The organism is Planktothrix paucivesiculata PCC 9631 (assembly GCF_900009265.2).
GTDB lineage: Bacteria > Cyanobacteriota > Cyanobacteriia > Cyanobacteriales > Microcoleaceae > Planktothrix > Planktothrix paucivesiculata.
On record NZ_LR735026.1, the window covers coordinates 718,642 to 741,141 of the forward strand.

Sequence of the window (22,500 nt, forward strand, 5' to 3'; positions counted from 1 at the left end):
GGTTATTACAACAATACTAAGAGAAAAATTCAATGATTCTCAGTCTATCTCACTCTAAACTCTGGAAAAAACGTTCCCTCTTGATCGCTTTATTAATTTCAGGACTCTGTTTGGGGGTGAAATTCTCCCAAGCTCAACCCTTATCGATACCAGATAACTTAGTTAATTTTAATTCCTCTGAAGGGGAAAAACTCTTTTCTGAAAGTAATGCTAAACAAGATTATTTTCCGTTGAGTATTTATTTTGTAACGCAAGATAATTTAGCATATTGTGGGGTTGCGAGTTTAGTAATGGCGTTAAATGCGATGCAAATTCCTCGACCAGAAACCCCGGAATATAGAAATTATCGGATTTTTACTCAGGAAAATGTATTTAATAATTCCTCAACTCAACGGGTGCTGACGGCGGAAACTGTAACCCGTCGAGGAATGACCTTAGAGCAGTTGGGAAAACTGTTAGACAGTTATTCCTTAAAGGTTCAAGTTTATCATGCGTCAGAGACAACTTTAGAAGAATTTCGGAAGTTAGTAATTGCTAATTTAAAAGCAGAAAATAATTTTGTTTTAGTCAATTATTTGCGTCCAGAAATGGGTCAGGAAGGAGGCGGACATATTTCACCGATTGCGGCTTATCATCAAAAGAGCGATCGCTTTTTAATCTTAGATGTAGCCCGCTATAAATATCCGCCTGTTTGGGTAAAAGCTGAGGATCTTTGGCGAGGAATGACAAGGATTGATCCGGCTTCCCAAAAAACACGAGGATTTGTTATCCTGAGTTCTAACTAATGATTATTGAACATATTGCCATTTTTCGGAAGCATGACAATATTCACACAAATATTTTGCTCGTTTACGAACTTCTTTAGGAGTATTTTTATCCATAAATTTAAAATAATATTTTTCGTTAAATCTGAGTTAAATAAAGATTGCGAATCGTCCGATTTACCAAACTCAAATAATCATCTAATTCTTCATAAGCATCTAATTCTTTTTCTTCTTCGATAGTTAATACTGCTTGCTTTTGTTTCTCAAGTAAAGTTTCAATTCTACTTTGAATCTTTTCAGAAGCACGAAAGATAGTAATTCCTTCTATTAAGGTAATGCTAATTATCCCTTCTAAGGAAAAATTTTCAGGTAAAGTTTCAAGTTTGGGTAAAGTTAAATTTTGCATGATTAAAGCGGTTATTGCTGAAGAAGATTTCAAGGATTATATGTGAGAAAATAGACAATAGGCAATAGGTAATTTATTTTGTTAATTCCATAATTAAATCCATGTTAAAATCCCTAACTAAATCTTTCAGAGTATTGGCGATCGCCTCTTGGGAAACAGGGATTTGTTCAATTAATTCCAGCAAGAAATCCTCATCACAATAATAAGCTGCATCATACATTTGCTGTAACCATTCAGGGGGCATGATTGCTAAATCTTCCTTCGATAATTCAACTGTCAACCGAGGAGAAGGGTCTTCAGAGATAATGGTCGGAATACCCTCTCGTTTATCGTTATCGGAGGATAGGATCTCTTGTAATATTTGCAATAATTGTTTGATCGTGTAAGGCTTTGCTAAAAATGTCTGAACATCAGTCTCTAAAGCCAGTTGACTATTAGTAATAAGTCCGCTAGTCCCAATAATCTTAACCAGAGGATTCATGCTTTTCAAAATATGAATTGCAGCCATACCATCTAAATTTGGCATCATCATATCCATTAACACAACGCTGATTTCCTGTTGATATTTGCCATAAAGATCGATGGCTTCAATCCCATCACTAGCGAGTATTACTCTGTAATTATAGTTTTCTAAATAAGTTTTGTTAATCTCTCGAATATAAACTTCATCATCAACAATTAAAATCAATTCGCCCTTCCCTCTAGGCAGTTCTTCTTCTTCGGTTGTGACGTTGACTTCTCCCTCGATCGCCGGGAAAAAAACCTTGAATTCCGTACCCTTTCCTAACTGGCTATAAACCTTGATAAAACCGCCATGATTTTTGACAATTCCTATTACGGTTGATAATCCTAATCCTGTTCCTTTGTTAACTTCCTTCGTCGTAAAAAAGGGATCAAAAATTCGCTCTAATAAATCTGGAGGAATACCGATTCCGGTATCAGCAACCGTCACCATCACATAAGCACCTACTTTTGCTTCTAAATTCATCTGGGTATAATATTGATCTATTTGGCAATTTTCGGCAGTGATGGTTAAAGTTCCGCCCTCTGACATGGCATCCCTAGCGTTAACCAATAAATTCATAAATACTTGGTGTATTTGGGTAGCATCTGCCGCAATAGTCCATAATTCACTGGTGGGAATTTTAGCTGAAATCGTGATTGATTTAGGAAATGTCTGTTGAGTAATACCGATTAATTCTAGGAGTAAGTAACTTAGTTGTAAGACTACAGATTGACCTTCTGTATCTCGACTAAAAAGCAGAATTTGTTTAACTAAATCCGCCCCACGTTTAGCACTGTCAGACAAGAGGGTCAATAATTTTTTTGTCTGATCATCAAGATTAGGAAATTTGAGGATAAGTAGTTGACTCGTGGCTAAAATCGGGGTTAGAATATTATTAAAATCATGGGAAATGCCACTGGCTAAGGTTCCTAAACTTTCTAATCGTTGGATATGGTAAAATTGTTTTTCGAGTTGTTTTTTCTTGGTAATATCACTGTTAACGACGAGGATTGATTGGTGTTGGGAAAATTGATTTTCTATCAGTGTCCTGCGACTCTCTACGATGATTTTTGCGCCTTCTTTGGTGATTTGCTCTAATTCCCCTTGGTAACTGCCCTGCTCTATAATAGTTTGTAGAGCTTCAGTAATTTCATTCACTTGATTAAATAAAGTTGGCGTTTTTTGCCCTAAAACTTCGGCTTCTGTCCAACCATATAAACGTTCTGCTCCTTTACTCCAGAATAAAATCTGATTATCTAAATCTTGGACAAAAATAGCATCGGCAGTAATATCAATTAAGGTAGCTTGTTCAATAATTTTCTGTTGTGCTTGTTTACGATCGTTAATATCTTCAGCAAACATCAAAATACCGCCCACTTCCCCTGTATCCAGTCGCCAAGGCAAGTTTTCCCATTTTAACCATTGCAGTGAGCCATCAAACCGGATGTAAGAGTCTTCATCGGATTTTCTGGTCGCACCTGCTAAACATTCTTGATGTACCTGTTTCGAACGCTCAGGAAGATCGGGGAACAGTTCATAGTGCGATCGCCCAATTATCGCTTCCCAAGAACCGAGTTGATTCATCTCTATCCAACGTTGACTGGCGGCAAGATAACACATCTGGCGATCAAACATGGCAACACAAACAGGAGCATATTTGATAAATAATCTTAATTTTTCTTGTTCTTCTCTTCGGGCAATTTCTGCTTGTTTGCGATCGGTAATATCAACAATCGTCCCGATCATCCGTATCGCTTGTCCTGCTTGGTCATAAAGCGATCGCCCTTTGGCTAAAACCCAATGAATCGTGCTATCGGGGTGAATAACCCGATATTCGACTGCGTAATCGCTGTGGGTTACCTGTGCTTGCTGGATTTTCTGTTCTACTTCGATTAGGTCATCGGGGTGAACGCGATCGCGCCAGGATTGATAAGTAGGTGGTCATAAATAGAGTTAAAATAAGAAATGAAGAAATATCAGAGGAATAGTCATGCCACTGAGGTTAAGAATTCAACTAACAGAAGAAGAAAAACAAGAGCTACTAACTCTGTATCAGCAAGAGAAAGTTCCGAAAAGAACAAGGCAGAGAATAGATATATTAATGTTTAGTGATGGAGCGCACTAAGCGCAGAAAGAATTAGAAAAATCTTAAAAAAAAAAGACTGGCGCTGGAAAAGAACAAAAGCCAGTTTAAAGAAAAAACAGAATCCCGAAAAAACAGCGAGCAAGAAAAGAGATTTGGAGACGTTAAAGCGTTATGAAGAAGAGGGTTTGGTCAGATTAAAATATTTAGATGAGGCAGGTTTTTGTTTATGGAGTCCTGTGAGTTACACCTATGTAAAAAAGGGGAAGCAGAAACAAATAAACCAGACGAAAAAGCGAGGAAAAAGATTGAATGTAATTGGAGTATTAGAAAAAGGAAAAAGTTTTGAGTACGGTTTAAGTTTGTCAGGAATTACAAGTGAGAATTACATAAAATTTATAGATTGGCAAGCGGAAAAAGCTGAAAAGCATTTTCAAAATACTCGACAAATTACCGTACTGATTCAAGATAACTACAGTGTCCATAAAAGTCAAAAAATACAAGAAAAAGAAAGGGAGTGGCAAGACAAAAAATTAGAATTTTTCTTCCTGTCTGCTTATAGCCCTGAATTGAATGAAATCGAACCAGAATGGCATCAATTAAAAACTCATGAACTGGCGGGAAGAATGTTTGAAGATGAATATGATTTGAGCCAAGCTGTGATTCAAGCCATTGAAGATAGAAACGAAAGAAATGATTGTACCTGCGATCGCTTGCGATTTAATTCCCTGAGTAACTCTCAAGAATTATCCTAAACAATCTTTTTCTATTATTGACTTTATTTATGACCACCTACTTACCAGTTTCATCCCATTGAAAGAACCGGGAAGATGAAATCCAGTGAACAGTACCATTTTTGTGACGATAGCGATACTCAATATAGCCAGTTTTGTTCAGCTTATAGTCTTTAAAGGTTTGAGAAATAACAGTTTCCAAATCTTCAGGAAATATCCGACTTGTAAACAAATTTTGATCAGCAATGAGTTCGGCTGCGGTATAGCCAAAGAGTTGTTCGCATCCCTGTGACCAATAATCAAAGATCCAAGTGTGATCAGGGAAGGCGCGATAACTGATAATTGCCGCGATCGCGCGATCGAGAATATTATTAAGTTTAGCAGCTTCAACTTTCAATTCCGTAAGATCAGTAATAATAACACTATTGACTAAAACCTCATTCACCCTAAATTGTTTCAGCGATAATTTAACAGCTATTTCCTGATTTTTAGTTGCCGGGATCAAAGATAATTCTTGGCTCAGAGTTTTCTGTTCTTGAAGCTGTTGTAATAGCAGTAGAAATGCTTTTTTGTCATGGGGAGAAACAAAGGTTTCTAACCTAGAGCCAATCAGATTTTTTAAAGGACAATTTAAGAGTTCTGAGAGTTGCTGATTAGCGTACAAAATCAAGCCATCAGCAGAAATCGTTGCGGCTCCTTCGCCCATTTGTTCGACTAAACACTGATAAACATAATCGACTCCCTCAAGGAGGAAAACTCGCTTCCCTTGCTGTGTAGAAACAACAAGAGCGTCTATTTCCCCAGAACCAATAGCCTGCAATGTTTCTTCCGTCTCATTGAGATGTTTCTGCATTTCTGCCAATTTTCCCTTTAGGGTTTCGACTTCTTGACGCAATGTTTTAAGAGTGTCTGGGGAATCATTCATTGTTCCTGTATCTAGTTATATTTTTAGTGGGACTTAAACAAAAATAAGGAGGGAAATAGATGATAATAATTATAGACAGGACTTACGCAAGCAGGCTGTATATAGCGTGTCAAAAGTAGGCGATCAGATACCAATGATTATAGCAATCGCCCTAAAAAGTCCTAATTATTTATTTTCCCCCCAATGTTCGGGGCTAGGGGGCTAGATGGCTTGAAATGTATAGTGTTTAGAATGCTAAGGTTATGAAGGATTGATCAGCAGTTTTAGAGACTATTTCTCAAGTAGCAATATTTGCCCCCTAAATCCCCCAAAATTGGGGGACTTTAAGAGGTTGTCCTGTTCAAGCGATCTCGTTTGAGTTAGGAGCACGATGGCAGTACCGCCGCCTTTGGATTTTGGTATTTTGTGCCTATACTTTTATTCTCTGGCATAGTTTAACCGGAGGATTAAGACATCGATGGGCGAACAAACCCTTAAACACATTTGTTGATGCCCTTGAAGCCTTTCGTACAGCGATTTCTTTTCGATTTGCGGAGTGGCTCCAACATAATAGGGATATATTTGCAGCCTACAAAGCAAGTTTAGGCTTGATTTGAGCTTGATTTTTGTTTAAGTCCCATTAGGCAAAAGATTAAGACCAATTAAGACTTTTTCTGTATTCGATAAGTTGCCAATAATTTTTTGTAAGGGCAGAGGTAACTCTTTAATTAATGTAGGAATAGCCACAATATTCTCAATAATAACGGCTTCTGTCTGTTGAAAAACATCAATAACTTCTAGTTCATAATGTCCTTGAAGATTTTCCTCACAAATCTTTTTGATATTTTGCAACGCCGTCAATGATTGGAGCGTTGTCCCGGCAATATAAAGACGAAGGATATAATGCTGTTCCTTGGATTCGGACAGGGACTGTTCAAATAGTTCTGTAGTTGTTAGTTTAAAATCTTCTGGGTTAACCATTATTAGTATCTAATCTTAATAAATTAATATTGAGTGATTGGAGTTATTCTTGATTTCTAAGAGGAATAATTTCCAGCCTCACCAACACTTTTTCCCGATTCGATAAATCACCAATAATCTTTTTAATAGGTAGGGGCAATTTTCTGACGAGGGTTGGTAGAGCAATGATATTATATTCTATGGCTAGATCGGGCTGTTTGCTCAGGTCAATAATTTCAATGCTATATTGACCATGCAGATGTTCCTCACAAATATTCTTTAAATTGGCAAAAGCCACCTGAGATTTAGGGGTTTGTCCGGCTACATATAACCTGAGTTGCCAAAGTTCTGATTCTTTGGTGTTAGCGAAATTTGATAAATCATCTTCTGTCATGTTTTTTAGGATAATAGAGCATAGGAAAACTTATAGGACAATTTTAAGTTTATTCATCTTCATTTAAAATCTCCTCTAATATTTCAGGAGTTAAACCTCTAGCTATCGCTTTTCTACTAATATCATCCATTAATTGCCCTAGTGTATCAACTTTGTCTGTTTGAATGGCGTTGATTTTTAGTTTCATTAATGTGGAAAATTTTAATTCAATTTGTTGCTTTTCTAGGTCACTGGATTCCCGATAAGCTTGAGCAATTTCTTCTGGGACTTTAATCGTAATTTCTTGTAATTTGTTCATGATTTTCTAAACCTCATCATTTAATTAGGAGTAATTTTTGCTATTTACCTCTTTCTTACCAATTACCGATCACGGATTTTAATCTGTGTTAATCTGCGTAAGTCCTGTCCCGATTATTAATCACCTTTTACTTCTTGCCTCTTGTCTTTTTCCTCTTGCCTATCATTTTGATATTCTGCTTCTTCCTCCATGATCAAAGTTAATTCTTGATCTCGATTCGCTAATTGCATTTGCAGAGCTTCAATCTGAGCTTGGAGGAGATGTTTTTCTCGCTCAAATTCTCGTTTTTTGAGTTCAAAACTCTGTCTCCGTTTTTTAGCGGCAGATTGTTCTCGTAATTCTTGATTAATTCTTTCCGTTCCTGTTAATACCTTGCCCTCTCCCAAGTAAACCTCCACCAAGTTTACCCCTTGACTGGTTAGGATAAATTCTCGTACTTGATTTGAGTGCATCATACCACGAGATTTGAGGACATAGAGAATGCGATTATTTTCCCCATGAGTCTTGAGTGTTTGCAGTTCTAACCAAGTATCCATCAAAGAGGAAACACCCACTGCTGTTTTTGTTTCGTCAATGTCGGTATTACTAGAGATTAAGTTGGTCAAAAGCACGGTGATTTGTTGACTCTTTAAATAGTCAATCAAGCGAGTAAAAAAATTCTTTGTTTGCATCATACTCGCAGCAGAAATAAGATTACTCATCGGATCGATAATGATCACCCTGGGTTGAAATTCTTCGATCCAGCGACGGATTTTAAACAATCGCATTTCTAAATTATAATTAGTGGGACGTACTGCATCAAATTGCAATAATCCCTGCTCTACATAAGGAGCTAAATCCAGACCAATCGAGTTTAAATTACGCAGAATTTGTTGAGGCGATTCTTCCGTAGCCAGATATAAACAGCGTTCGCCCCTCAAACAAGTTGCTTGGGCAAAATAAGCCGCAACACTCGTTTTTCCTGTTCCTGTTCTACCTGTGACCAGAATACTGCTCCCTCGATAGTAACCCTGTCCACCAAACATATCATCGAGTTGTGGGATTCCTGTGGAAATCTGCTCATTAGAAACCGCATGATCTAAAGTTAAGGAAGTAATGGGTAAGACAGAAATGCCATTATCTTCGATTAAAAAAGGATACTCGTTATTACTATGACGAGAGCCACGATATTTGATAATTTGGATACTTCTGGTGGTGATTTCTTCAACGGTTTTTTGATCTAATTTGATCACACAATCGGAAACATATTCTTCTAAACCTTTACGGGTTAAGGTCTGTTCTCCTCGCTCCCCTGTGATTATGGTGGTTACACCTTGTTCTTTTAACCACCGAAATAAACGGCGTAATTCGGCTCGGATAATGTTGACATTAGCTAAACCGGCAAACAAGACTTCAACGGTGTCTAAAACTACTCGTTTCGCCCCTATTTTTTTAATAGCATAGCCTAGACGGAGAAATAGGCCTTCGAGGTCATATTCTCCGGTTTCTTCAGTTTCGCTGCCTTCGAGATAAACATGATCAATGAATATTTTGTCTTCAGCGATCAAATCAGTTAAATTCCATCCTAACGAGGTGACATTCTTGGTGATTTCCGCCGCCGTTTCTTCAAAGGTAATTAAAACCCCTGGTTCCCCGTAAAGGGTTGCTCCACGCACCAGAAATTCCACCCCAAATAATGTTTTGCCGCAACCGGTAGAGCCACAAATTAAGGTTGCTCTGCCTTGGGGTAAGCCTCCATCGGTGATTTCATCGAGTCCCTGAATACCCGTTAGGCATTTGGATAATTGTAGACTTTGATTATCTTCCATTGGGTTGTAAAAATTTATTGTTAATATTTAGGATAAGTATACTGAATATTATAGCAATTCTGAAGGTATTTTTAACTAAAAAAGGGGTTTGGGTAATATTTTTTATTCCCTATTCCCTTTATTAAACGGTTATCCAAGGTTGAGGAATATTGCGATCGCCCCTTATCAGACCAGTTTAGAGGAATTAGACGCCCTCTGGCAACAAGCAAAAGCCATCCTAGCCCATAAATAAAGCCTAATCGTGCTAAAATAGAAGAAATTGATCAATATTGTTGTTTTAATTAGGAAAATTTATTAAGATTTTTGATCAGGAAAATTGTAAATATGAAAGCAGTCATCTCAGAACACATTGAAATTACTCCCGGGATATGTGGTGGAAAACCTCGTATTTCTGGACATCGAATTAAAGTTCAAGATATCGTAATTTGGCATGAAAGAATGGGAATGTCACCCGATGAAATTATTTATCACCATCCTAGTATTACCTTAGCCGATGTTTATGCAGCTTTAACTTATTACCATGACCATCGAGAAGAAATTAGACAACAAATTGAAGCAGGAGAAGATTATGCTAAAAAATTGCAAGGAAATCAACCCTCTTTAATTCAAAAAATATTAAAGGGTGAAAATGTCAAATAAGATTAAATTTCATCTTGATGAGAATGTGAGTAATGCGATCGCTAATAGCTTGAGAATGCGAGGAATTGATGTCACAACTTCCCCAGAACAAGGATTAATTGGTGCATCTGATCAACAACAATTAGCTTATGCTTTATCTCAACAACGAGTTATTTTCACCTTTGATGATGATTTTCTAAGTTTAGCTTCTACAGGTATTGAACATGGTGGTATTATTTATACTCACCAAAAACGTCAGTCAATTGGAAAAATTATCAGTGATTTAGTTTTGATTTGGGAATGTTTAGAACCTAAATATATGTACAACAATATTGAATTTTTGTAGGGAATGCTACAAATAAAAATAAACCTTATTATAATTCCTGATCAAGACGAATTGGACGTCCTCTAGCAACAAGCAAAAGCCATCCTAGCTAAGAAATAATCTGAAATAATTAAATATTTAATGATAGTTTTCCTCTGAATCTTCATCTTCCACATCAAAATTAGTGTCCGAATACAGTTCTAAACGTTGCAGATTTCGCTCTCGTAACTGATGAGAACTTCGGCCCTGTCCCGGCAGACGATTCACGGGTCGGCGCGACAATTCCGGGGAAGAAGTTTTGCGAGTAAAGGTTTTCCAAGCCACTCGAATTCCGGTAAAAATTCCCCCCGTGGTCGATTGGAATTTTCTGGCTTGTAGTCGGGCACTATCTAACCCTTGGTCAACCTGTTTAACCACTTGACTGGCACTTTGTACCCCCTCGCTCACATCCTCCGTCAGTTCCGTAATTTCCAACCCGGTTAACCGAATTGATTCCAAAGTGGGCGGAAATTCCCGCGCCAGAGTATCGGCCAATTTTTCCACACTCCGAGCAGCCCGGGCAATGGCTTGCAAAGCAGGTAAAGCCGCAATCACAACAGCAGTAAGACTGACTGCAACAAAAAACAGTGACAGTCCAAGCCAAAATAAAGGTTCAGTCACTGGATTTCCATTAACATCAAAATATTTTTCTTTCTCCCAATCAGTATAGCGATTTTCCCAAAAAATCCCCGATAATTAGCGTTCTCCTGTGGTTTTTGCCGACTCCGGGAGATGTTTTTCAGCCTCGGCTTTATAGAGGGTTTGTTGTTGCTGACTAGCCTCTAATCCGGCCGAAATCGCTTCTTTGAGACGAATCAGAGTTTCATCCCAATTGCGTAATGCAGATTCCGAAAGTCGATTGGCCTGTAACTGAACATTGGTAGATAAATCTTCTGCCAATTCCGGTAAGGTCTCGGCTGATTTTTTGAGCAACTGTCGGGTTTCTTTCCCAGAACGAGGAGCTACCAATAAACCGACCACCGTACCGACTACCGACCCCAAGACCAAACCCCCCAAAAACCGTCCTAACCGTTGATTTGACATATTGAATCGCAGTACCAATTCCATCTATTTTAACTATTTTGTTCCTAGAGATTTGATTTTCTTGGTTTTCTTCCGTGGGGCCAGACCTTAACGGCGAAGGAAATTAAACCCAGAGCTTGTTCAAGTTGTTGTCGTTTCAACTGAAGTTGACGATAGTTTTGCCGGAGTTTCGCACTTCCCCGTTGTCCCGAATCAATAAAATTGGGGGTTTGCTGCAAAACCAAACGGGTGCGCTGTTCCATCACGATTAACTTTTTTTCCAAACGATTCATCGTTAATGTCAACATCCAGATTTTTCTCGCTAGGAATAAACACAGCAGAGAAATGAAAATATTAATGATAATAACGATAATTACCATGTTTCTAGGGATATGGATTTAATACCCATCGGGGCAAATTGTCGTTTGGTCACAGTTTGCGTCCGATAAATTTGCCATTTTAGATCGAAATAAATTACATCCAGCCAATTGAGCATTTGTTAACTTAGCATTTTCTAAATTTGCATTACTCAAATCCGTATGTCTGAGGTCAGCTTCGGTCAGATTAGCACTATATAAATCTGCCCCTTGTAAATTACAATGGCTTAAATTAGCTCCTCTTAAATCAGCATGGCGGAGGTTACATCGAGACAGGGTACTGCCTTGTAAATTGGATTCCGATAAATCCACTTGATAAAGTTGGGTATCCCCGAGTTGAGCCTCCTGAAGTTGGGTTTTATGTAAGTTAGCATAGCTCAAATTGGAATAGGGCATATAAATCTGGTTTAAATTGCTACCCGCTAAGTTAATCTCCTCTAAGTTCGCTTCAAATACATCTGACTGACTTAAATCAATAGCCCCAAAGTCCCGTTTACCCTCACTGTATAAAGCGAGTAATTCCTGTGAACTAATTTTCTGCATTGTTTATCTATAAAGCCACGAAACCAAAATCACTGAAAAAATTCAGGCCCTGGGAAAATATTTTTGCCTAACCTCTGTTTACTTTAAAACCTTGTTAAGAAAGATCGAGGATGTGTTAACAATTTTTTTTATTTCTAGTGGAGATGGCAGAGGTCATGGAGTAATAGATTAAGCGATGGGGGGGAAGGGGGGTAAAATTGAACCAGGGGAACACCATGCCTGAAAAATCGTACACTATGAGGATTGTGTAATGAAGCGATTTGATAACAAACGTTATTATATGGCATGGTTATATATTCCTGGCTATTTCTATACCCGTTAGTGTGTTGATATTAATATTGCTGTGAGTGTAATGCAGTTAGAACAGTCTCAAAGTCAGTCCATCCCAATAATATTGGACAGTTTACCCGATCTACCGTTTGGTGAAAAAGGATGTCCACGTCGCGCCCGATTAGAAATTGATTTAATGTTACTGGCGATTGAAGCCTTGTATCTGGGGGGGGCAGAATATATGCTGGTCGTGATCTCAGAACTAGAGTTACAAACGGTCATCCCCAATCGGGTCGAATTGTGGCGAATCCGCAGTACCAATCCCTTACGCCGATTTAGTCAACGTCGGGCGCTGAGTTTGTTAGAAGCCAAAGCCTTAGTCGTGATTATCTCTAACCTGGGAAGACGCTTAACGGCCAGAATTCGGCAGTTACTCATGGATTATGAGGCGCTGACCCAAAAACAAATTCCCATTGAACGACATTTACAATTGTCTAACTACTTAACCCAGTTTCGGGCGCATTTCCGCAGTCGGATGAATCCCCGGCGGGCCTTGGTGATGACCTATAATTCCGATGAAAAGTTAAACGAGTTAGGGATACGTTTGTTAGAAAAACTGCTCTTTTGTACAGGGACGGCTGGAATGCAGCGATTTTGGATTAGTTTGTTTGATGGAGAAGTCTCATGACGATTGAACGTCAATATAGTTTACCGAACTGCAAACTGATTTTGCAGGGTTTACCCCAAGGAAGCGACGGCAAATCCGATGGACGAGCCAGTTTAAATATTCTGATGAATGCAGAATGTCATTTTGTCGGTCATCCCCAAACCCTGAGCGGGGGACGGGAGTTTTTTGAAAGTTTAGTTCGACAGGTCAGTCGCTATGCTCAAGGGTTCCTGAGTGGACTCAGAACCCCGGACTCTTTCCATCGCGGACAGGAGTTAGTTGAGTTACATCCAATTGCGGGAGAATTACATCAATTAACCGTTCATGAACCTACGGAGGAAAAGCCCTCAGATGAATCCTCCACCCCCTCTGTACCCCCGATTCAGCTTAATTTAACCACGGTACAATTATTTGATTTAGTGGAAGCAGTCGATCAATTTTTGGCCGATAGCCAGACCTTGCCAGAACTGTCCCTTCAGTTACAACCCCTATCTAAACGTTATCTCAAACCCGAACAACCCATTACTCAACGGGCGATTCCATCGGCCATTGGCATATCGAGTCTAGCACTAACGGCCTTGGCTTTATTGGCCTTGCCCATTCCCGAGATTAAACGACCCGAAGACCCCAAACTACAACCCCAAGCCCAAAGCTCAACGGTTCCCACACCAACAGCCAATCCCCCCCAAGGGTCTTCCCCGCAAACAACCGTACCGCAACCTTTACCTGCTAGTCTTTCCAGTTCGCCACCGATTACCAATCCCCAAGAACTTCAGGATTTAAAAGCTCAATTAAGTGAAAAGCTAACCCAAGCCTGGATACCGACACCATCGGTGAAAACCCCCTTAATTTATCGGGTGAGTGTCGCCAAAGATGGGGCAATTGTGGGTTACAAGTCTTTGAACCCGGAACTAGAAACCGAAACGAAACAAACACCCCTGCCGGATTTATTGTATAAACCTGTGGGAAGTCGTCAAACCAATGAACCTTTGGCCGATTTTCAGGTGACGTTTAATCCTGATGGGAATTTAGAGGTAAGTAATTTAGCGAGTAACACCGAGGCTGTTCCCCAGACCTCTCCCGAAACACCCGCCTCCAATTAAGGAGACTGACTGATGACTAAATCTGCAAAACCCCGCCCTGCTCCTTCGCCCCCCCCTAGACGATTTCGAGGCTTCTTATTCTTTGGGGTGATAGTGTTTAACCTCCTACTGTTGGGGGTGGGTTCGTCTATTGCTTGGTTGGTAGGGATAGCCGTGGCTCAGGTCTATCCTAATTCCAGTTCTGAGGTTCCGTTAACACAGCAATTACTCAATCAAACCCAGAGGGGGGGTTCCCAGGGAATAGTCCCGGTGGTTACTCCTAGTCCGGCTCCTCAACCCATAGACGAACCCAGTCAACGGTTAACTAACCCCCAACGTCAACAACTGCGGGTACAGTTACAGCAGTTACAGGGACAGTTAAATACTTTGATTGGACGGACGGCGGCCGTAGAAAGTCAATTGGGGGCCAGTCGTCCCACCGAACCCCTGGAGAAACGTTTACAAATTCTGGAACAGCAATTAGCCTCTGCACCTCCGATTTCGGGTTCAGGTAGCAATAAACCAACACCTCCGGCTATTTCAGCTACGCCCGAACGCCGTCAAAGTTCTAATACCCTAGTGGTGACTTTTCCCAGTGATGTGTTGTTTGATGTGGGTAGTACCATTTTGCGTCCCGGGGCTAACGTGATTTTAGATACGATTATTGCCGATATTAAAACCTATAAGGGTTCTGCTGTTAGGGTTATGGGTCATACCGATAATCAAGGCAGTCCTCAACAAAATTTAGATTTATCCTTTAGTCGCGCAGAAGCAGTGATGAAATATTTATCCGAGGTGATTGGTACAGATTACCACTGGGCAGCCATTGGATACGGCGCAAATCGTCCCGTAGTTAATAATAATTCTGAAAATAATCGACAACTGAACCGTCGAATTGAAGTCGCAATTACGCCGTAAATCAGTCATCAGTTGTAGGGGCGGGTTCTTTTCAATTTTTGTTAATCACCTAAATCTTGATGAACCCGCCCCTACCAGTTGTTAGTTATTAGTTATCAGTGTAAAAGTTAATTAATTGACTAATAAATCCCCATTACCTATTACCTATTACCCATTACCCATTACCTGTTCCCTATTCCCTGTTCCCTATTACCTATTACCTATTACCTATTACCCATTACCCATTACCTATTACCCATTACCTATTCCCTATTCCCTATTCCCTATTCCCTATTCCCTATTCCCTGTTCCCTGTTCCCTATTCCCTATTCCCTATTCCCTATTCCCTGAAATGAAAATCATTTTCTTTGGTACGCCTGAATTTGCAGTTCCGAGTTTAGAAAGATTATTAGCTGACCCAAAATTTGAAGTTTTGGCGGTGGTGACTCAACCGGATAAACGCCGAGGTCGGGGCAGTCAATTAACCCCTTCTCCGGTGAAAATGTTGGCTCAAACCCATGAATTATCGGTGTGGCAACCCAAGCGGGTGAAAAAAGATAAAAACACCTTAAAACTGTTGCGAGAGGCTCAGGCGGATGTTTTTGTGGTGGTAGCTTATGGACAAATTTTATCCCCGGAAATTCTGGAGATGCCTCGGTTGGGATGTGTGAATGGTCATGGTTCCATCCTGCCCAAATATCGCGGTGCCGCCCCAATTCAATGGTGTTTATATCACGGGGAACCCGAAACGGGGATAACTTCAATGTTGATGGATGCGGGGATGGACACTGGGCCGATGTTATTAAAGGTAGTGACACCGATTGGACTATTAGAAAATGCCACGGATTTAGGGCAACGGTTAGCCCAATTGGGGGCGGATTTATTGGTAGAAACTTTAAGCAAATTAGACGCAGGAGAAATTCGGGCTATTCCTCAAGATAATGCCCTGGCGACCTATGCCCCGTTAATTAAAGATGACAATTATGATTTAGACTGGAGTAAATCTGCGATCGCTTTACATAACCAAATTCGAGGTTTTCACCCCAACTGTATCACCTTGTTTCGGGAAAAACCCTTAAAAGTTTGTGCTACGCTTCCCTTATCGCCAGAATATCACGCTCAATTTCCCCCGGAATACCAAAATTTGTCGCAACAATGGCCTAATTTATCCCAATTTTCAGGACAACCTGGAGAGGTAGTCAGCCTAATTAAGCGTTTTGGGCCAGTAATCCAAACAGGTGAGGGATTATTATTACTCACCCAAGTCCAATTGGCGGGTAAACGAATACAGTCAGCTTGGGATTTTGTGAATGGAACCCGTCTGGCGGTGGGGGAAATTTTAGGGTAGAATTAATTTTGAGATTATAATAATAAAGATTTGGGGTGCTATTATCATCAGGGCAAAGGGGTTAGTCCAATAATTTTTGGTGCGCGTAACTAAGGCCCTTTCTCGTTTTTCTCTCAATCAATTAAAACAGACTAACAAAATTCACAACAACTACTCAGCAAACTATGGAGATGGTTGGTCAAGTTCCAGAAGAAAAATTTCAAATTATCCTAGCAGGAGATATTGTCTCTGTTTGCTTACCTGAACGTCTGAGTGTCTTAGAAGCAGTTTCTTTTAAAACCACTTGTCAGAATGTTATTTCTTTTAATCCGCCGCCCAAAAAAATTATTTTTGATTTTAGCCAGACTATATTTATTGATAGTAGTGGTATTGGCGCACTGATTAGTAACCTGAAAACCACAAAAGCCAAAGGAATTGACTTAGTTTTAAAATCCGTTGGTTCTCAGGTAATGGCGGTTTTTTCCCTAACTTCTCTTGACCAAGTATTAACTATTGAACCTCCGAGTTCGGACGAGAAAATCAAGGAAAAAACTAGAGGGGAAAATCGTCTTCCTGTGACCCATCCTTCTGTGCGGTCTTGGGTAAAGCGGTTAATTGATATAACGGGTGCTATTGTCGGTTTAAGTATTTCATCGGTATTAGCCATTCCGATTATTATTGCAATTCGTTTAGATAGTCCAGGGCCGATTTTCTTTGGTCAGGTGCGGTGTGGTTGGATGGGAAAACGATTCCGTATTTGGAAGTTTCGGTCTATGTGTACTGATGCGGAAGCCTTAAAAGATAAAATTCCAAATCAAGCCCAAGGAGCTATTTTTAAGAATGATAATGACCCTCGAGTTACCAAAGTCGGTCGGTTTTTACGGCGAACCAGTTTAGATGAATTACCGCAATTTTGGAATGTTTTAACTGGAGAAATGAGTCTGGTGGGAACTCGTCCACCCACACCCGATGAGGTAGAACGTTATGAAGTTCCTCAATGGCAACGCTTAGATGTTAAACCCGGAATGACGGGAGAATGGCAGGTTAACGGTCGTTCTCAAGTTAAAAATTTCGAGGATATTATCCGTTTAGATTTGAAGTATCAGGAACATTGGAGTCTGATGTATGACATGAAGTTAATTGTCAAAACTATCATGGTTGTCTTCAATAGAAATAGCGGTGCTATGTAAAGAATTGATGAGTAATGCAGCACTACTAGCACAATCACATCTTCAGGTAAAAACAACTTTAAGCTCCTTAGAGGAGGTGTTGTTTTGGTTTGAAAAAACTGCCTTGGATTTTCTACCTACGGATGTTTTTCATCAGTCTCAAATTGCTTTAACGGAGGGATTTACTAACGTTGTCCGTCATGCTCACCACAGCTTACCGGAAACAACACCTATTGAGTTAGAAGTGAGGATATTTTCCCCCTGGATTGAAATGAAAATTTGGGACATGGGGGAACCCTTTAACTTAGAAAAAGCCTTAGAGTCTGTATGTCAAATGCACGCTGACCCGTTGGAACATGAAGGAGGCAGAGGACTGATTTTTATGTCTAAATTAATGGATGAATTACATTGTATCCGGTTAGAGGATAATCGGAATTGTTTGGTGATGAGGAAACAGATTTAATGGGTAATGGGTAATGGGTAATGGGATAAGATTTATTTGGGTTAATTATGATGCCCATATCCTCCACCGCCGGGGGTTTCAATCACAAAAATATCGTTGATATTCATTTCGACGCTGGCGGTACTGGTTAATTGTTCTATTGTTCCATGATTACGAATAATATAATTTTTACCTACTAACCCAGGTTGTCCGCCATTTAATCCAAAAGGGGGAATAATTCGATGTTCTGATAGGATGGCGGCGGTCATGGGTTCTAGGAATTTAACTTTTCTAACGATGCCATTTCCGCCGTTAAATTGTCCTAAACCCCCACTATTTTCTCGGATACTAAATTCTTCTAATAATATGGGATAACGCCATTCTAAAACTTCCGGGTCAGTTAAACGGGAGTTAGTCATGTGGGTATGAACTGCATCAGTTCCATGATAGTTTATTCCGGCGCCAGACCCACCACAAATTGTTTCATAATATTGATAATTCTGATTTCCAAACGTAAAGTTATTCATTGTTCCTTGGGATGCTGACATCACGTTTAAAGCCCCATATAAGGCATCAACAATAACTTGAGAGGTTTCCACATTTCCCGCCACGACCGCCGCCGGATAACGGGGGTTCAAAAAACAACCTTCAGGAATAATAATCTCCAAGGGTTTCAAACATCCTGCATTTAAGGGAATATTATCATTAACCAAGGTTCTAAAAACATATAAAACGGCGGCTTTACAAATGGATTTTGGGGCATTAAAATTAGTCGGGAGTTGGGAAGAAGTTCCAGTAAAATCTATAATTGCCCTACGGTTATTTCTATCAATTTTAATATTAACTTTAATGATTGCCCCATTATCCATTTTATAACTAAATTCACCATCTTTTAAAACATAAATTGCCCGACGTACCGATAATTCTGCATTATCTTGAACAAACTGCATATAGGTTTGAACGGTATGTAATCCATAATATTCGACCATTCTTAAAAGTTCTTGAACGCCTTTTTCATTGGCAGCGATTTGAGCTTGTAAATCCGCAATATTGGTGGCTGGATTTCGGGCGGGATAGTTTCCAGATGTTAATAAATTTAAGAGTTCTGTTTCTAAAAAAATTCCTTCTTTAACCAATGGAACATTATCAATTAAAATTCCTTCTTCTGCAATATTTGTACTATTAGGAGGCATAGAACCCGGCGTAATTCCCCCGATATCGGCTTGATGTCCTCGGGATGCAACATAAAATAAAATAGTCTGTTCCTGTCTATTTCCCCCCTTTACTAAGGGGTTCTCCTGATCATTTCTCCCCTTTAATAAGGGGGGGCTAGGGGGGGTAAAAACAGGAGTTATAACCGTAATATCGGGTAAATGGGTTCCCCCATTATAGGGATTATTCAATAAATAAACATCACCGGGTTTGAGAGTTTCTCCCTTGGCAACAATTAAACTTTTAATACTGTCACTCATTGACCCCAAATGCACAGGAATATGGGGGGCATTGGCAACTAATTGACCCTGTTGATTAAACAGAGCACAGGAGAAATCAAGACGTTCTTTAATATTAACAGAAGTTGCTGTATTTTGTAATACAATTCCCATTTGTTCGGCAATAAATTGAAATAAATTTTTAAAAATTTCCAATTTTACAGGGTCAACTTTAATATCTTGATTCTCTCTGACTAGGGGCGGTTTAATAGAATGAATTGATTTTAAAACCAAATAATTTTTTTCAGTTAATTCCCCTTGCCATCCCGACTCAATAATATTTGTTCCAATGGATTCTATAATTATTGCAGGGCCCTGTATAATATCTCCAGGTTGTAAATCATTTCGATTAAAAATAGGGGTTTGTTTCCATTCATCCGGGGTATACATCGGAACAATATCAATGGGTGTGGGCAGTTGATTTCTTGTCCGGTTTAATATCGGTTCTTCCGGGGTATCCATTTGTTGAATTATTTCTGTAGTTATTGATTCAACAATTAAGATTTTTTCCGGTTTAATAAATCCGTAACGGATTTGATGCTGTTGTTCAAATTGTTTAGTTATACTAGACAAATGACTAACAAAATCAACCGATAATATAGAATCTGTTCCCTCATATTTGAGATTAAGTTTCAAAATAATCTCTATTTTTGAGTCTGGATTTTCCAATTCTGTTTTTGCTTCCGTTTCTAAACCCGAAAAAATATATTCTAAGTCAGGAATCAAACCTTCTGTTAAGGGTTTTTCAATCGCTTTTTCTCGTAATATTCGGATATCAGCTAACCCCATGCCATAGGCAGATAAAACCCCAGCATAGGGATGAATAAAAATCTGTTTCATACCTAAAGTATCGGCAATTAAACAAGCGTGTTGACCGCCCGCTCCGCCAAAACAACAGAGGGTATAATTAGAAATATCATAACCCCGTTGTAGGGATATTTTTTTAATGGCATTTGCCATATTTTCAACGGCAATAGTAATAAATCCCGTAGCCACTTGTTCGGAGGTGCGGTTATCTGCCGTTTGGGTGTGAATTTCTAGTGCTAATTCCCTAAATTTTTGTTGAACAATTTCAGCATCTAATGGCAAATTTCCAGTTTCTCCAAATACTTTGGGGAAGAATTGGGGCTGAATTTTCCCTAACATAACGTTAGCATCCGTAACGGTTAATGGCCCGCCATTGCGATAACAAGCTGGCCCAGGATAGGCTCCGGCGGACTCTGGCCCCACCCGGTATCGTGACCCATCAAAGCTTAAAATTGAACCGCCTCCGGCCGCGACGGTGTGAATTGCCATCATCGGAGTTCGCATTCTCACCCCGGCGATTTCAGTTTCAAATTGTCGTTCATATTCACCATTAAAATGGGCGACATCGGTGGATGTTCCACCCATATCAAAAGTAATAATAGAATTAAATCCGGCTTTTAAACTGGTTTGAACAGCACCAACAATTCCTCCGGCTGGCCCCGATAAAATACTATCTTTCCCTTGGAAGTTTTGGGCGTTAGTTAAACCTCCATTAGATTGCATAAACATTAATTGAATGGGGTTTGATGTTCCCCTTGCTAAACTAAGATCACTATTTAATTGAATAGTAACTTGATCAATATAACGTCTTAAAATGGGAGATAAATAGGCATCAACAATAGTTGTATCTCCGCGACTAACTAATTTGATTAAGGGGCTAACTTGATGGGATACGGAAATTTGAGTAAAGCAGATTTCTTGAGCCAAGGTAGCAATTTGTTGTTCGTGTTTAGGATAGCGATAACTGTGCATTAAGACAATGGCACAACTTCTAATTCCGGTTTGATATACTTGTTCTAATTGGGGTTTTAATAATTCTAAATCGACGGGTTTTAATTCATCTCCTTGGGCGGTATAACGTTCTTCAACTTCGATGACTTGTTCATAGAGCATTTGCGGTAAAATAATCTGACGGGCAAAAATATCGGGGCGATTTTGATAGCCAATTCTTAACGCATCTTTGAAGCCTTTTGTTATAATTAATAGGGTGCGATCGCCTTTTCGTTCTAATAAGGCATTGGTGGCGACGGTGGTTCCCATTTTAACTTCTGAAATCAACTCACCGGGAATGGTTTGATGGGGGGATAATTCTAATATTTCTCGAATACCTTGAATCACAGCATCGGCATAATGTTGGGGATTTTCTGATAGTAATTTATGGGTGATTAATGTGCCATCGGGTTTACGCGCAACAATATCGGTAAATGTGCCACCTCGGTCAATCCAAAATTGATATTTTGTAGCTTGTTGTTGGGGTGTAGATGTCATGGTTGCTTTAATTTAAAATTTATATTTTACCCTAAGATTAATCCCCAGATATCATAAATACATGGATTAGGGAGAATTATTCAGATATAATAAAATAGAAGGTTAGTTAAAAGATGTTCGTTTAAATGGGCAAACAATATTTAGAACTGAAACTGTTAAGGGAAAATCAACTTTCTGCTGTGGTAGAACTCGATCAACGGTGTTTAGGAGGACTTTGGACAAAGGAAGGATATCAACGGGAAATCGAGAGTCCCAATAGTGATTTAATCATCTGGAAACGGGAACAGGAAATAGGGGATAAGGAACATAATTCAGAAGAATTTCAATTTCCTAAACTAGAATTAAATGATGGAAGAAATTCGGGTGATGAACTCATCGGAATTGGCTGTTTATGGGCAATCCTAGAAGAAGCTCATATTACAATTTTAGCCATTGATCCCGACTACCAAGGCAAAGGATTAGGTCAGGCGTTATTATTTCAATTATTAGTATCTGCTTGGAAACGTAAACTAGAACGTGCAACCCTAGAGGTGAAAGTTTCTAATCAACCTGCAATTAATTTATATCATAAATTTGGCTTTAAAGAAGCCGGAATTCGTAAAAAATATTATCAAGACACCGGAGAAGATGCCTTAATTCTATGGCGAGGGGATCTGCATCATCCGCATTTTCCCCAAGTTCTGCATCAATGGTACCAAGAGATTTGTTTAAAGTTGACCCATGACTGATCATGCGGATACATGATTATGGCCCCCCAAAAATAGCGGCTTCGAGATCTCGACGGGAAAGGGAATATTTAAAGGAACGTTGAATATCCTGATCTTTGGTTGCAGCACCAATATAACGGACTGTAATTTGGTCAACTTCTAACCATAAATCGGCTGTCCAATTTTCGTTTCCAATGCGCCAATAATGGAGTTCTTTACGATCCTGTTCACCTCCGTGGGAGCGTAACCATTCTTCAATATCGGGTAGGGGATGATTATATAAAGGTGTATCTGAACTCGGCAAAGTCATAAATAAAAGGAGGGAGAGGCAATTTATCTTAGTTACTGATCATAGCATTTTTTGTTAATCAAA

General features: G+C 39.4%; 26 protein-coding genes and 2 pseudogenes. 14 read left to right on the forward strand and 14 right to left on the reverse strand.

What is annotated here, in order from left to right:
• Positions 1 to 32: 32 nt before the first annotated feature.
• Positions 33 to 785, forward strand: coding sequence for a phytochelatin synthase family protein (locus PL9631_RS23735; RefSeq protein WP_083624207.1), 753 nt, complete (start codon positions 33 to 35; stop codon positions 783 to 785).
• A gap of 118 nt (positions 786 to 903) precedes the next feature.
• Here the strand turns inward: PL9631_RS23735 and PL9631_RS23740 are convergent, their stop codons facing one another.
• From PL9631_RS23740 to PL9631_RS23745, 3 genes and pseudogenes are all read right to left on the reverse strand, one after another.
• Positions 904 to 1,203 carry a hypothetical protein gene (locus PL9631_RS23740; protein WP_231516834.1) on the reverse strand — a complete coding sequence of 100 codons (300 nt, stop codon included), beginning with the start codon at positions 1,201 to 1,203 and terminating at the stop codon, positions 904 to 906.
• A 40-nt stretch (positions 1,204 to 1,243) separates the two neighbouring features.
• A complete protein-coding gene (locus PL9631_RS27085; protein ID WP_269321718.1) occupies positions 1,244 to 1,858 on the reverse strand; it encodes a response regulator in 615 nt (204 codons plus the stop codon).
• A 72-nt stretch (positions 1,859 to 1,930) separates the two neighbouring features.
• Positions 1,931 to 3,598 (reverse strand): annotated as a pseudogene (locus tag PL9631_RS23745) (PAS domain-containing sensor histidine kinase); the annotation flags it as partial.
• Positions 3,599 to 3,665: 67 nt separating this feature from the next.
• Between PL9631_RS23745 and PL9631_RS27090 the strand changes: the two are divergent.
• A complete protein-coding gene (locus PL9631_RS27090; RefSeq protein ID WP_269321681.1) occupies positions 3,666 to 3,800 on the forward strand; it encodes a hypothetical protein in 135 nt (44 codons plus the stop codon).
• 20 nt (positions 3,801 to 3,820) lie between these two features.
• Positions 3,821 to 4,513 carry an IS630 family transposase gene (locus PL9631_RS23750; RefSeq protein WP_231516636.1) on the forward strand — a complete coding sequence of 231 codons (693 nt, stop codon included), beginning with the start codon at positions 3,821 to 3,823 and terminating at the stop codon, positions 4,511 to 4,513.
• A gap of 37 nt (positions 4,514 to 4,550) precedes the next feature.
• Here PL9631_RS23750 and PL9631_RS23755 read toward each other — a convergent pair whose 3' ends face one another.
• Positions 4,551 to 5,417, reverse strand: a complete 867-nt coding sequence (locus tag PL9631_RS23755; protein WP_083624210.1) for a PAS domain-containing protein — start codon at positions 5,415 to 5,417, stop codon at positions 4,551 to 4,553.
• 383 nt (positions 5,418 to 5,800) lie between these two features.
• On the opposite strand from PL9631_RS23755, the pseudogene PL9631_RS23760 reads away from it, so the two are divergent.
• A pseudogene (locus tag PL9631_RS23760) lies at positions 5,801 to 6,013 on the forward strand (IS701 family transposase); the annotation flags it as partial.
• Positions 6,014 to 6,026: 13 nt separating this feature from the next.
• Here PL9631_RS23760 and PL9631_RS23765 read toward each other — a convergent pair.
• The 4 genes from PL9631_RS23765 to kaiC all read right to left on the reverse strand — a co-directional run bounded on the left by PL9631_RS23765 (position 6,027) and on the right by kaiC (position 8,856).
• Positions 6,027 to 6,377 carry a circadian clock KaiB family protein gene (locus tag PL9631_RS23765; RefSeq protein ID WP_083624212.1) on the reverse strand — a complete coding sequence of 117 codons (351 nt, stop codon included), beginning with the start codon at positions 6,375 to 6,377 and terminating at the stop codon, positions 6,027 to 6,029.
• A gap of 43 nt (positions 6,378 to 6,420) precedes the next feature.
• Entirely contained in the window at positions 6,421 to 6,750 is a 330-nt protein-coding gene (locus PL9631_RS23770; protein WP_083624213.1) for a circadian clock KaiB family protein, read from the reverse strand.
• Positions 6,751 to 6,799: 49 nt separating this feature from the next.
• Positions 6,800 to 7,048, reverse strand: a complete 249-nt coding sequence (locus PL9631_RS23775; protein ID WP_083624215.1) for a hypothetical protein — start codon at positions 7,046 to 7,048, stop codon at positions 6,800 to 6,802.
• Between the two features lie 116 nt (positions 7,049 to 7,164).
• Entirely contained in the window at positions 7,165 to 8,856 is a 1,692-nt protein-coding gene (gene kaiC, locus PL9631_RS23780; protein ID WP_083624216.1) for a circadian clock protein KaiC, read from the reverse strand.
• 88 nt (positions 8,857 to 8,944) lie between these two features.
• Here kaiC and PL9631_RS23785 point away from each other — a divergent pair, with 88 nt between their 5' ends.
• The 3 genes from PL9631_RS23785 (at position 8,945) to PL9631_RS23795 (ending at position 9,820) form a co-directional block, all read left to right on the forward strand.
• Positions 8,945 to 9,088, forward strand: coding sequence for a hypothetical protein (locus PL9631_RS23785; RefSeq protein ID WP_156090673.1), 144 nt, complete (start codon positions 8,945 to 8,947; stop codon positions 9,086 to 9,088).
• 92 nt (positions 9,089 to 9,180) lie between these two features.
• Positions 9,181 to 9,495, forward strand: a complete 315-nt coding sequence (locus PL9631_RS23790) for a DUF433 domain-containing protein (RefSeq protein ID WP_083624218.1) — start codon at positions 9,181 to 9,183, stop codon at positions 9,493 to 9,495.
• Positions 9,485 to 9,820, forward strand: coding sequence for a DUF5615 family PIN-like protein (locus PL9631_RS23795; RefSeq protein ID WP_083624219.1), 336 nt, complete (start codon positions 9,485 to 9,487; stop codon positions 9,818 to 9,820). The genes PL9631_RS23790 and PL9631_RS23795 overlap by 11 nt, the downstream gene beginning before the upstream one ends.
• Before the next feature lie 117 nt (positions 9,821 to 9,937).
• On the opposite strand, the gene PL9631_RS23800 is transcribed toward PL9631_RS23795, so the two are convergent.
• From PL9631_RS23800 to PL9631_RS23815, 4 genes are all read right to left on the reverse strand, one after another.
• On the reverse strand, positions 9,938 to 10,459 hold the full coding sequence (locus PL9631_RS23800) for a DUF948 domain-containing protein (RefSeq protein WP_231516835.1): 522 nt from the start codon (positions 10,457 to 10,459) through the stop codon (positions 9,938 to 9,940).
• A gap of 75 nt (positions 10,460 to 10,534) precedes the next feature.
• Positions 10,535 to 10,882 (reverse strand): YtxH domain-containing protein, encoded by a 348-nt coding sequence (locus PL9631_RS23805; RefSeq protein ID WP_083624221.1) that lies wholly within the window; start codon positions 10,880 to 10,882, stop codon positions 10,535 to 10,537.
• A 44-nt stretch (positions 10,883 to 10,926) separates the two neighbouring features.
• Entirely contained in the window at positions 10,927 to 11,169 is a 243-nt protein-coding gene (locus PL9631_RS23810; protein ID WP_156090674.1) for a hypothetical protein, read from the reverse strand.
• Positions 11,170 to 11,259: 90 nt separating this feature from the next.
• Positions 11,260 to 11,781, reverse strand: a complete 522-nt coding sequence (locus tag PL9631_RS23815; RefSeq protein ID WP_083624224.1) for a pentapeptide repeat-containing protein — start codon at positions 11,779 to 11,781, stop codon at positions 11,260 to 11,262.
• A 352-nt stretch (positions 11,782 to 12,133) separates the two neighbouring features.
• Between PL9631_RS23815 and PL9631_RS23820 the strand changes: the two genes are divergently transcribed.
• From PL9631_RS23820 to PL9631_RS23845, 6 genes are all read left to right on the forward strand, one after another.
• Positions 12,134 to 12,739, forward strand: a complete 606-nt coding sequence (locus PL9631_RS23820) for a DUF3038 domain-containing protein (protein ID WP_083624226.1) — start codon at positions 12,134 to 12,136, stop codon at positions 12,737 to 12,739.
• Complete coding sequence (locus tag PL9631_RS23825; protein WP_083624227.1) at positions 12,736 to 13,821, forward strand: DUF4335 domain-containing protein; 1,086 nt, start codon at positions 12,736 to 12,738, stop codon at positions 13,819 to 13,821. The genes PL9631_RS23820 and PL9631_RS23825 overlap by 4 nt, the downstream gene beginning before the upstream one ends.
• Before the next feature lie 12 nt (positions 13,822 to 13,833).
• On the forward strand, positions 13,834 to 14,718 hold the full coding sequence (locus tag PL9631_RS23830) for an OmpA family protein (RefSeq protein WP_083624229.1): 885 nt from the start codon (positions 13,834 to 13,836) through the stop codon (positions 14,716 to 14,718).
• Between the two features lie 331 nt (positions 14,719 to 15,049).
• Positions 15,050 to 16,045, forward strand: coding sequence for a methionyl-tRNA formyltransferase (gene fmt, locus PL9631_RS23835; RefSeq protein ID WP_083624346.1), 996 nt, complete (start codon positions 15,050 to 15,052; stop codon positions 16,043 to 16,045).
• 170 nt (positions 16,046 to 16,215) lie between these two features.
• A complete protein-coding gene (locus PL9631_RS23840) occupies positions 16,216 to 17,214 on the forward strand; it encodes a sugar transferase (protein WP_083624348.1) in 999 nt (332 codons plus the stop codon).
• A gap of 7 nt (positions 17,215 to 17,221) precedes the next feature.
• Positions 17,222 to 17,656 carry an ATP-binding protein gene (locus tag PL9631_RS23845; RefSeq protein ID WP_083624230.1) on the forward strand — a complete coding sequence of 145 codons (435 nt, stop codon included), beginning with the start codon at positions 17,222 to 17,224 and terminating at the stop codon, positions 17,654 to 17,656.
• Between the two features lie 41 nt (positions 17,657 to 17,697).
• On the opposite strand, the gene PL9631_RS23850 is transcribed toward PL9631_RS23845, so the two are convergent.
• Positions 17,698 to 21,420, reverse strand: coding sequence for a hydantoinase B/oxoprolinase family protein (locus PL9631_RS23850; RefSeq protein ID WP_083624231.1), 3,723 nt, complete (start codon positions 21,418 to 21,420; stop codon positions 17,698 to 17,700).
• A gap of 125 nt (positions 21,421 to 21,545) precedes the next feature.
• Between PL9631_RS23850 and rimI the strand changes: the two genes are divergently transcribed.
• Positions 21,546 to 22,148, forward strand: a complete 603-nt coding sequence (gene rimI, locus PL9631_RS23855) for a ribosomal protein S18-alanine N-acetyltransferase (protein ID WP_083624233.1) — start codon at positions 21,546 to 21,548, stop codon at positions 22,146 to 22,148.
• A gap of 16 nt (positions 22,149 to 22,164) precedes the next feature.
• Here the strand turns inward: rimI and PL9631_RS23860 are convergent, their stop codons facing one another.
• Positions 22,165 to 22,437 (reverse strand): DUF3143 domain-containing protein, encoded by a 273-nt coding sequence (locus tag PL9631_RS23860; protein ID WP_083624234.1) that lies wholly within the window; start codon positions 22,435 to 22,437, stop codon positions 22,165 to 22,167.
• Positions 22,438 to 22,500 lie beyond the last annotated feature (63 nt).